This window comes from Roseateles sp. (assembly GCF_036404855.1).
GTDB lineage: Bacteria > Pseudomonadota > Gammaproteobacteria > Burkholderiales > Burkholderiaceae_C > Pelomonas.
Genome location: NZ_DASWYS010000069.1, coordinates 22,744 through 32,962, shown reverse-complemented (window position 1 = coordinate 32,962; position 10,219 = coordinate 22,744). Strand labels below are relative to the sequence as shown.

The window sequence follows — 10,219 nt, the reverse complement described above, 5'->3', positions numbered from 1 at the left end:
AGGGCGCCGCGCTGCGCATTGCCGGCCTCCAGCGGCTGGAGCTGCTGCTGCAGGACGCCGGCGTCCTGGGGCGCAGGCAGGCCGGCCTGAGCCACGGCCAGCTGCTGGCGTTCGGCGGCGTACCGGGCCAGCAGGGCCTGGTGGTCGGCCTCGGCCACGCGGTCGCGGTGTCGCATCCACAGCGCGGCCGCGAGGCCGGCGGCCACCAGCAGCGCGCTCGCCTGCAGCAGTGTCAGCGCCGAGAAATGCCGCCTGGGGGCCAGCAGGATGGGGGTCAGCAGGTTGACTTGCTGGGCCATCAGAGCTGCCTGCTCTCGGTGCGCAGGGCGGCGCCCAGCAGGGGGATGCAGGCCGCCAGCGCCCGTGCGGCATCGCCTTCGGGGGCGGGGCGCTCGGCGGCAAAGGCGGAGAACGGATCCAGGGCCAGCGTGCGCAGGCCCAATTCGCGCTGGATCAGCGTCGCGACCTCGGGGGCGTGCCCGGCTGAGATGACGTACAGGCGCGCCAGGGGCAGCTCGGGCCAGCTGCGTTCCCAGACGTCGATGGAGCGCTGCAGCTCGACGACCAGCGGCGACTCCTGCGGAGCGCCGCCGTCGAACGCACCGCCGGGCTGGTACTCGAAACCCAGCGGCAGGTCGGCGGCCGGACCGTCGGCAGGGCTGCCGCTGGCGCGGGCCAGCAGCCCGGGGTCGGCCTCGATGCGGCGCGTGTAGAAAAGCTCGTCGCCGGCGCAGACGACCAGCAGGCAATGGCCCGCGTCAATGAGCACGGCGGCGCAGGCCCGTGCGGCGAGGCCGTCAGCGCGGGCCTGGTGGGCGAGCAGATTGCGCAGCGCGGTCTCCCAGATGTCGACGACGCGGACCTCATCGGTCAGGCCGGCCGTGCCATCGGTCAATGCCTTGATGGCGCCGTTGCGTGCCGCGACGACGAAGAGCTGACGGTGCGCCCGCTCCACGTCGCCGCCGACGTGCATGACGTCCAACGTCAGCTCGGCGACGTCGACATCCACCATCTCCTTGATCTGCCAGCGCGCTGCGGCCTTGAGTTCCTCTTGCGGCACGTTGGGGGTGTCGACTTTGAGGATCTGGTAATCGGCGGGGTCGAGCAACGCGATGGCGTCGCCCGAGGAGACGGGAGCGGCCTGCGGCAGCAGGCCCCAGCGCAGCAGCCGGGCGGGCTGATCCTCGCCGTGCTGGCCTGGCGCGCCGTCGGTCACCACGAAGGCATGCTGGGCGCCGACGCGGCGCAGCAGGAGGCGCTGGCCGCTGCGGCGAGGGGACCAGGGCCAGCGCATCAGTAGTTCTCCCGCTGGTGGAGCACGCCGTCGCTGCCGCGGTAGATGCCCCAGACGGCGCGCGCGCTGGGGTCCTTGAATCCGCTGCCGCACCACGCACCGCGCAGTGCCGGCAGCGCCGCGCCCGCGGTGGCTGCCTTGGCGGGCGTCCAGGCCAGGCAGGAGGCATCGGCCGGCGGTGTGGCGCCGTCCAGCGTGATGGCGACGTCGTAGGCGGCAAGGCCGCTGCTGCCTGGCGCGGCCAGCGGGAGACTGCCCTGGCCGGCCACGACGGTGACCGTGCCACCGATCAGGGCCGCATTGGCCGGCCCCACGTTGCGCAGGTTGCCGAAGCTCAGGTGGGCGGCGCTGATGCGGGTGCAGGAATCCAAGGTGTTGGTGTTGTAGGCGGCGCCGTTCCAGTACTGCGCGGTCAGGGGCAGGTTGAGTGTCCGGTTCCCCGGCGCGGTGCCATTCTGGAGGCGAAGCCGCCCGTGGCGCAGAGGGATTGTGCCCACACGCGCGCTGTCGACACCGTTCGCCGGGCTGTCGGTGTCGAGATCTAGCGACAGCAGGGTGGCGCCATCCAGGTCCACCGGCGCGATGCCGAAGCTGGCGGTGTCAAACGGCCCGTCCGGCGCTGCGGCGCGCGTGGCACGGGTCGTCAGCGTGACGTTGGCAACGCCCGAGGCCCAGTTGCCGCTGCTGCTGCCCGGTGCGAGCCGGCCGTTGCCGGTCCTGAACAGGGTGCTGCCGGCGATGCCGGCGAGCTTGAGGTTGGTGGGCGTGCCCAGGTCCAGGCGGGCGAAGTCGCCGGCGTAGTTCCGGGTCGTCGCGCCGGCCGCGTTCTGCGCCGTCAGCGTGAAGCCGAGGCGGAAGTTCTCCTCCAGGTAGGTGAAGGTGGAGGCGGAGGGGCAGGCCTGGTCGGCACGGTGCGTGACGCTGGCGCTGCTGAGGGCGAAGCCGGACGGGATGAAGCGGCCGATGCGCGGCTGCCGGTCGCCGGCCGCGTTGAAGACCAGCGCATCCAGGTTCAGGCCGGCCGTGCCGAGGTAGCTGCCGACGACGGCGCTGGTGTTGAGCACGAAGCTGCCGACCTCGCTGTAGGCCAGGGTGGTGACCGTGGCGGTGCCGGCGGCAAAGGTGCTGACGACGTTGTTGCTCAGGGTGCCCAGCACGCCGCCCGCCGCGGCGAGAGGGGTCTGCGAGTCTGCCAGGGGTGTCAGCGCGACGCTGGCGCTGAAGCCCGTGGCAACGCCGCCGGCCGCGGCCTGGGCGAGCGTCACACCTGCGTCGGGCACGCCATCGTCGTTGGCATCGGCGCCTGCGCTCCAGCGGTAGGCCGTCACGCTGGCCGAGAAGGCGGCGCCGGCCTTGCCGAAGACGGCATCCGTCGCGGCGCTACCGCCGGGGTTGCCAGTGCCGCCCATGGCCAGGCCGGTGACGGCCAGCGTGAAGGGGCGCACGGTGAGGTCGGCGCTGCTGCCGCTGACCGTTGTGGCGGCGGCGCTGAGCGAGTCGTCGTCGAGGTTGAACGCGTATTTGCCGACATTGCTTGTCGCCAGGTTGAAGCCGGCGACGCCGGCCGTGAAGCTCAGCGTGAGGTTGTTGCCGGCCGGCCGGGCCGTGGGCACGCTCAGCGCCGGGCTGATGACGCTGGGCGCAGCCCAGGGGCCGCCGTTGTCGGTGCGCCAGAGCTTCAGGTTGCGGCTGCCGCTGTAGTCGGTGGCGATGCTGCAGTTGCCGGTGCCGGGGTCCTTCTTGTAGAGGCTGACCTGCATGTCGTGATTGCGCCCGGCCACGGCGACGAAACTGCCGGCGATCCGGTTGTTCAGGTCCTCGGTCCAGACGAAGGCGTTGTCGCGGTAGCTGAGGACGGCCGAGGTGCTGCTGGTGCCGCTGACCGCGCCGTCCACGACGGTGACGGTCAGGTTCTGCGCGAGGCTGTGCGCGAGCCTGAGGCGGACGATGCCGGCATCGGCCGCCGCGAAGGTGTAGGTGGCCTGCCCGTTGCTGACCGGTTGCCCGTTGTTGGTCGGCACGAGCAGCGTCCCGGACGGCGCCGGCCCGGTGCCCGCCGTCCAGGTGCCGAAGCCCGTGCTGGTGCTGAGGCTGATGGTGCCCGTGTAGCCGGTCAGCGTGTTGCCGGACGCATCCCGGGCCGTGAGGGTCAACGTCTGTGGCGTGCAGGTGGATGCACCGCCGGTGCCGCCCACCGTGAACCCCGCGATCGCCGGGACCGAGCCGGTGCAGGCGGGCGGCGTCGCGTAGGTCGAGTTGTTGACGACGCAGCTGCGGGTGCAGCTGGCGCTGCAACACACGCTGTTGATGCTGCTCTGGTAGCCCAGCGTGATGCTGGCGCCAGCCGTGGACGTGACGCAGGACGAGGCGACGGCACTCTGGGCGAAGCCAATGGTGCCGCTGGTGGTCGTGAGGGGCCCGACGACCGTGGCGGCGTAGCCGACGGACACGTTGCCGGTGCCGCCGGTGAGGGTGCCGCCCACGCGCGAACCCTGGGCGAGGTTGATCACGCCGGTGGTGCTGACGTTGCCGTTGACCCTGGACTGGTAGCCGATGCTGATCGCGCCGCTGCCGCTCGCGACACTGCCGCTGACCGTGGCGGACTGGACCACCGTGATGCTGCCGCTGCCCGTCACGTCGCCTGCCACGGTGCTGGACTCGGCGATGCTGATGCTGCCGCTGCCGCCCGTGACGTTGCCACCGATGCTGCCGTTCTGGGCCGTACTGATCGTGCCGCTGCCGCTGGTGGCCAGGTCGCCGCTGACGGAGGTCTGGTAGGCCAGCGAGATGTTGCCACCGCTGGCCGTCAGGTCGCCGGTGATGACGACTTTGCCGCCGCCGGCATCGTTGACGTTGTTGGCCGTGATGTTGGCCGCGATCCTGGCCTGGTAGCCGAGCGTCAGCGTGCCGTTGACCACCAGGCTCAGGTCGCTGCTGCTGCCGGCCTGGTTGATCTGCGCGTTGTTCGTGCTGAAGTTGCCATTGATGGTGAGCGTGGCCGGCTTGGGCGAACCCACGGCGATGGAGTCGTTGTAGCCGAGAGTGAGCGCGGCGCAGCTGTAGCTGCCGTTGCTGCCCGTGCAGCCGGGGGGCAGGTTGCCGGGCAGTGTGTAGGCGGTCGCGGCGGCCAGCGTCGGCAGGACCTCGAGCAGCAGCGGAATCAGCCAGCGTTTCATTTCTTGCTCAGGCTGCGGCTCAGCTGGCGCTCGGCGTAGGTGGGCTCCGCCGTGCCGCCGTTGGGGCAGGCGCTGGCGGCGGGGATGTTGCAGGCCGTCGCGAGCAGTGTGTAGAAGGCCAGGCTTTCGTCGCCGTCCGTCACCGTGCCGCTGGCCGGGGTGCGCGTGCAGGTGACGGTGACGGTGAAGTCGGACAAGCGGTCGGGCAGCGTGAAGCTGCGCGTGGCGAAGCAGCCAGGCTGGCCGGCGGCGCGCAGGATCTGGTGGCTGCCCCATTCCAAGCCCGCGAACGCCGCCTGGTAGGCCTTGGCAGCGGCGAGTTCGCCGGCCGAGCCGAGTTGCTGTCGCTGGCTCAGCGACGCCAGCGCCGCGCCCAGCGCCGCCAGCACCACCAGGATGAAGAGCATGGACATCATCGTGAAGCCGCGCATGGTCAGGGCAGGTTGTCCAGGTGGACCGTGTGGTACAGCGCCACGGTCTCGTTGTTGGCGCTGAGCTCGAGCCGCATCGTCACCAGCGCGTAGCGGACGGAGATGGGTGGCGTGTCGTAGCTGAAGCTGCAGCTCTTGACGTGACGGGCCAGCACCGCGGCGCTGCCGCCGGGCGGGTCGGGCTGGGTGGCGGCGAAACCATAGCCGCTGTAGCGCGTCAGCGTGCCGGCCGCGAGGTCGCAGCGGTAGCTGACCGGTGACTCGATCGCATAGACGCGATAGGGCGGGGCCTGCAGCGCATTGGGCAGTGCGGCGCCGCTGAGGGCCACGCTGGTGGCGTTGCCTGCCGCGGTGGACGCGACGCGCACGTTGGCCTGCGTATAGGCATCGGCGTCGGGCACGGCTGGCCCCAGGTTGTACCAGGCCAGGCGCTGACCGCTGGTGGACAGCTTCAGCGCCGGCCCGACGATGTCGAAGCTCGCGTCGGGCGTCCCGAAGAGCAGGGGGTCGCCGCTCGCCACCGCGTAGCGCGCCGCGCCGCTGACCGGGATCAGCTCCAGGCTGCGACCGCTGATGCGGGCGCTGTTGGGCAGGGCCGCGGCCAGGTCCCGTGCGATGCGGCGCAGCGCCGTGTCGGCTTCATCGCTGAGCTGGGCGCGCGCTGCACTGGAAAAATAGGCGCTCGTCGCCGGAGCGATGAAGAGGGCCACCATCGCGAGGACGATGCCGGTGACGGCGATCACCATCACGGCCTCGATCAGCGTGAAGCCCGCTTCAGTATGGTGACTGCGGCGCATAGCGGGTCCTCCAGCCCTGCAGCACCAGGGTGCTGGCATCGGGGCCGGTGATGGTGACGGTGATCTTGAGCGCCTCGCCGGCGGCGCTCAGCGAGTCCAGCGCGGCCGGTGCGACGCTCACGCTGGCGGCATAGCCGCTCAGGCCGCTGACGGCCGCATTGCCGATGTCGCGGATGCCCGACATCGTGAAGCCCTGGTAGTCATTGACGTTGTCGAAATAGGTGGGCCCATAGCGCGTCTCGCCCGCTTCGGGGCCGATGTTCTCCACCGTGGTCGCGCACCCCGAGGTGCCGCTGGCCGCTTCGACATTGGCATCGTCGGGGTCGCACCAGGTGAAGGGCATCAGCTGTATCTCGCGCAGCAGCGACTCGGCAATGGCGAGCTGCTGGCGGCGGATCATCGGGTCGGCGCTGGCCTGGGTGGCGGCCACAAAGACCTGCAGCATCGCGGCCAGGGCGATGCCGACCACGACGACGAAGAGCAGCAGTTCGATCAGGGTCAGGCCACGTGCGCGTCGCCTGCGGAGCATGGCCGGCATGACGGAGATGCTAGCCGAGCAGTCCATGGTCCGGCCCTCAGGGCGTCGGGTAGATCAGCCCGGTGTCAGCCTCGATGCGGTAGCCCTGGCTGTAGCTGCCGTAGGCGACGGTGACGGCCATCGCCGCGCCCGTGCTGGTGGCTGTCGCGCCGCTGTTGCCACTGTTGAAAGTCACGGTGCGACTGCCGCCCTCGGCAATGCAGGGGCTCTCGGTCGCGGGGCAGGGCAAGGCATCGATGACGGCGCCGCCGGCATAGGCCCAGTTGACGCCGTTGGCGGTGAGGGTGGCCACGATGGGCCGGCGCTGCTGCAGGGCCAGGCGCAGCATGGCCTGGTGGCGGGCCTGCAGGTCCTCGCCAAACGAACGCAGCCGCCACAGCGTCGTGTCCAGCACCTTGGGAAGGGCGAACACTGCCAGGGCGGCCATGATCACGATGACGAGGATGAGCTCGATCAGCGTGAAGCCACGCGAGCTGCGTGGCATCCGTTCAGTTGATGCTGGTCGCGGTGAAGCTGGCCGACTTGCCGTTGCCGGTCACCGAGCAGTCGGTCTTGGTGGTGTCGGCCGGGGTGATTGCCGCGGTTGCAATCGTGAAGCCGTTGGGCAGGCCGCCCTGCAGCGCATTTGCCACGTCGGTGCAGTTGGCGACGGGGACGGTCTTGTTGGTGCTGGTGGTGCCGGTCTCGCCCTTGGCCTTGCGGCTGGCGTAATTGATGGCCGACGCCGAGCTCAGCGCGCCGGCCACACCGTTGACGGCAGCCAACTTGGCATCGTCGTCCACGTTCACGAACTTCGGCAGCGCCACGGCAGCCAGCACGCCCAGGATGACGATGACCATCACCAGCTCGATCAGGGTGAAGCCGGCTTGCTGAGACTTGTTCATGGCTGCTTCCTGCGCATATTGCGCTGTGGTTCAGAGTGCCGTGAATATCGATCACCCGGCCAGCGATGAGAAGTGAATAGCGCACAGACTTTATGAGCGCCGCCCGCCGTGCGGCAAACCGTTGCAAGCTTCACACGCGCGGGACTCAGCGCCCCATCGCGGCCTGCCCCAGGTTCCACAGCGGCAGGAACACACCCAGGGCAAGCACCAGCACCAGCGCGCCGATGATGGCGAGCAAGATGGGCTCGATGGCGGCGGACAGGCCCTTGATGGCGTAGTCGGTCTCGCGTTCGTACATCTGCGCGATCTCCGTCATCAGCGTGTCCAGCTCCCCGGTCTCCTCGCCCACCGCGATCATCTGCAGCACGATGGGCGTGAACACGCCAGTCGCAGTCGCGCAGCGCGAGATGCTCTCGCCGCGCTCGACGCCGTCGCGCATCTGCTCGATGCGCGCACCGATGTAGGCGTTGTCCACGGTCTGGGCGACGACGGTCAGTGCCTGGCTGATGGGAACGCCCGAGCTGCTGGCCAGCGCGAAGCTGCGCGCGAAGCGGGCCAGCGTGGCCTTGAGCACGATGCTGCCGGCGATGGGCAGGCGCAGCTTGAAGCGGTCCCAGGCGTAGCGCCCACCGGCGGTGGCGATCCAGTTGCGCCAGGCCAGCACCACGGCGATACCGCCGGCGAGCACCAGGGGCCACCACTTCACCGTCCAGCCGGAGAAGCCCAGCAGGATGCGCGTCATCAGCGGCAGTTCGCTCTTGAAGTGGGCGAAGACGTCCGCGAACTTGGGCAGCACGAAGAGGTTGATGACGACCAGCGCGATGGCCATCGCGACGATCACCATGATGGGATAGCGCAGAGCCTGCTTGATGCGGGCGCGGATGTCCTGCTCGAACTCCAGGTGCTCCGACAGGCGCTGGAAGACCTCGGTGAGGCGGCCGGTCAACTCGCCCACGCGGGTCATCGCGACATAGAAGCTGCTGAAGACGTCCGGGTGGCGGGCGAAAGCCGTGGCGAGATCGCGGCCCTGGTCCAGGCTGGCATGCACATCGCGCAGCAGGCTGATGATGCCGGCATGGCTGGTGGAAGCCTCCAGGCCGGCGAGCGACCGAAGGATGGGCACGCCGGCCTTTTGCAATGTGTAGAGCTGGCGCGTCAGCACCAGGGCATCCTGCGGCGTGACGGGCTTGGCCAGCAGGGCGTCCAGCCAGTTGCCGCCGGCCGTGCCGACGGCATCCGGCGTCGCCTCGATGCTGACGGGAACGACACCGCCGGCCATCAACTGGGCGGCGACAGCGTCGCTGCTGGCCGCGTCGACGACGCCTTCCACCAGTTCGCCGCGGGCGTTGCGACCCTTGAATGAAAAGTTGCTCATTCGGCGTCTACGCTGATGCGCACGGCCTCGGCCAGCGAGGTCTTGCCCTCGCGCACGAGCGCCAGGCTGCGGTCGGCCAGGGTCTTGCCCCGGAGCGCGCGGCGCGCGGCGGCGAGGAAGGCCCCCGCATCGCTCTTCTGGATGGCAAGGGCCATGTCGGGGTCGATCTCCAGCATCTCGTAGATGCCGCGCCGGCCCTGGGTGCCGGTACCGTTGCATTCGGAGCAGCCACGGCCCTTGACGCTGCTGACGGGACCGGGCGGCTCGCCGTTCAGCGTCTGCACCTCGTGGATCCAGGCCTGTTCCTGAGGCGTGGCCAGGTGCGGCTCGGCGCAGTGCTTGCAGACGCCGCGCAGCAGGCGCTGGGCCAGCACGGCCTGCAGCGATGTGGCCACCATGAAGGGCGGGGCGCCCATGTCCAGCAGCCGGAACGGCGTGGACACGGTGTCCTTGGTGTGCAGCGTGGACAGCAGCAGGTGGCCGGTGATGGCCGCGCGCAGGCCGATCTCGGCGGTCTCGGCATCGCGCATCTCGCCGACGAGGATGACATCCGGATCCTGGCGCAGCGCGGCGCGCAGCACCTTGGCGAAGTCGAGATCGATGCGCTCGTTGACCTGCACCTGGGTCAGGCCCGGCAGGCGGTACTCGATCGGGTCCTCGGCCGTGATGATCTTCAGCTTCTCCGAGTCCAGCTCAGCCAGCGCCGCATAGAGGGTGGAGGTCTTGCCGGAACCTGTCGGGCCGGTGACGAGGATCATGCCGGCGTCCCGCGCCAGCAGCTCCCGGAAGCGCCTGAGCATGTCCTCGGGCATGCCGATGTCGTTGAGCCGGCGCAGTGCCGACCCCTGGCCCAGCAGGCGCATGACGACGGACTCGCCGTACTGGCTGGGCATTGTGGACAGACGCACGTCCAGCGTGCGGTCCGACAGGCGCAGCGTGAAGCGGCCGTCCTGAGGCATGCGCTTCTCGGAGATGTCCAGGCCGGCCATCAGCTTCAGGCGCTGGGCCAGGGCCGGCGCGATGCGCTTGTCAGCCTGGGTCAGGGTCTGCAGGATGCCGTCGACGCGGTTGCGGATCACCAGCTCGCCTTCCTGAGGCTCGATGTGCACGTCGGAGGCGCCGGCCCGCGTCGCGTCCTCGAACACGGACTGCAGCAGGCGAACGACGGGCGCGCCCTCCTGGCCGACGCTGGCCTGCAGCGTGCCGAAGTCGACCGCGTCGCCGATGTCCTTTTCCAGCGCCTTGGCCAGACCGGAGATCTCGTCACTGCGGCGGTAGTGCTTGTCATAGACGGCGGCGAGCTGGCTGTCGGCGACGACGGCCATGGCCAGGCGCCGCTTGAGGATCTTGGCCAGCTCGTCGAAGCCGAACAGGTCCAGCGGGTCGGCCATGGCGACGAGCAGGGTGTCGCCGCGCTCCTCCAGCACCAGCGCGCGGAAGCGCCGCGCCGGCGTCTCCGGCAGCAGGCGTACCAGTTCGGTCTTGAGCGGGAAGGTCTTGAGGTTGACGAAAGGCGCGCGCAGCTGGCGGGCCAGCACGTGCGCCAGGGCCTCCTCGGTGATGAGGTTGGCCTCGATGAGGATGCGGCCCAGCTTCTTGCCGGTCGCGCGCTGCAGCTCCAGCGCCTGGCCGAGCTGCTCGGCCGAGATGAGCTGCTGCTCGACGAGGACGTCGCCGAGGCGCAGTTTGGGGCGCGGTGCTGCGGCGGCGTCGGCTTCGGTCAT

At 70.0% G+C, this 10,219-nt stretch carries 10 protein-coding genes; all 10 read right to left on the bottom strand.

The window, feature by feature from the left end; translation table 11 throughout:
- On the bottom strand, positions 1–299 hold a 299-nt coding region (locus tag VGF12_RS04890), incomplete at its 3' end, for a hypothetical protein (protein WP_331174925.1).
- Complete coding sequence (locus VGF12_RS04885) at positions 299–1,294, bottom strand: hypothetical protein (protein WP_331174924.1); 996 nt, start codon at positions 1,292–1,294, stop codon at positions 299–301. The genes VGF12_RS04885 and VGF12_RS04890, both read right to left, overlap by 1 nt.
- Positions 1,294–4,470 (bottom strand): DUF6701 domain-containing protein, encoded by a 3,177-nt coding sequence (locus tag VGF12_RS04880; protein WP_331174923.1) that lies wholly within the window; start codon positions 4,468–4,470, stop codon positions 1,294–1,296. Before VGF12_RS04880 ends, VGF12_RS04885 begins: the two co-directional genes overlap by 1 nt.
- Positions 4,467–4,901, bottom strand: a complete 435-nt coding sequence (locus tag VGF12_RS04875; RefSeq protein WP_331174922.1) for an agglutinin biogenesis protein MshP — start codon at positions 4,899–4,901, stop codon at positions 4,467–4,469. The genes VGF12_RS04880 and VGF12_RS04875 overlap by 4 nt, the downstream gene beginning before the upstream one ends.
- Positions 4,902–4,903: 2 nt before the next feature.
- Positions 4,904–5,698, bottom strand: coding sequence for a PulJ/GspJ family protein (locus tag VGF12_RS04870; protein WP_331174921.1), 795 nt, complete (start codon positions 5,696–5,698; stop codon positions 4,904–4,906).
- The gene (locus VGF12_RS04865) at positions 5,676–6,236 is read right to left on the bottom strand and encodes a type II secretion system protein (RefSeq protein ID WP_331174920.1); all 561 of its coding nucleotides are present in this window, start codon (positions 6,234–6,236) and stop codon (positions 5,676–5,678) included. Before VGF12_RS04865 ends, VGF12_RS04870 begins: the two co-directional genes overlap by 23 nt.
- A gap of 37 nt (positions 6,237–6,273) precedes the next feature.
- Positions 6,274–6,720: a prepilin-type N-terminal cleavage/methylation domain-containing protein gene (locus VGF12_RS04860; RefSeq protein WP_331174919.1), complete on the bottom strand. Its 447-nt coding sequence runs from the start codon at positions 6,718–6,720 to the stop codon at positions 6,274–6,276.
- Positions 6,721–6,724: 4 nt separating this feature from the next.
- Positions 6,725–7,120: a type II secretion system protein gene (locus tag VGF12_RS04855; protein WP_331174918.1), complete on the bottom strand. Its 396-nt coding sequence runs from the start codon at positions 7,118–7,120 to the stop codon at positions 6,725–6,727.
- A gap of 145 nt (positions 7,121–7,265) precedes the next feature.
- On the bottom strand, positions 7,266–8,495 hold the full coding sequence (locus VGF12_RS04850) for a type II secretion system F family protein (protein ID WP_331174917.1): 1,230 nt from the start codon (positions 8,493–8,495) through the stop codon (positions 7,266–7,268).
- Entirely contained in the window at positions 8,492–10,219 is a 1,728-nt protein-coding gene (locus VGF12_RS04845) for a GspE/PulE family protein (RefSeq protein ID WP_331174916.1), read from the bottom strand. Before VGF12_RS04845 ends, VGF12_RS04850 begins: the two co-directional genes overlap by 4 nt.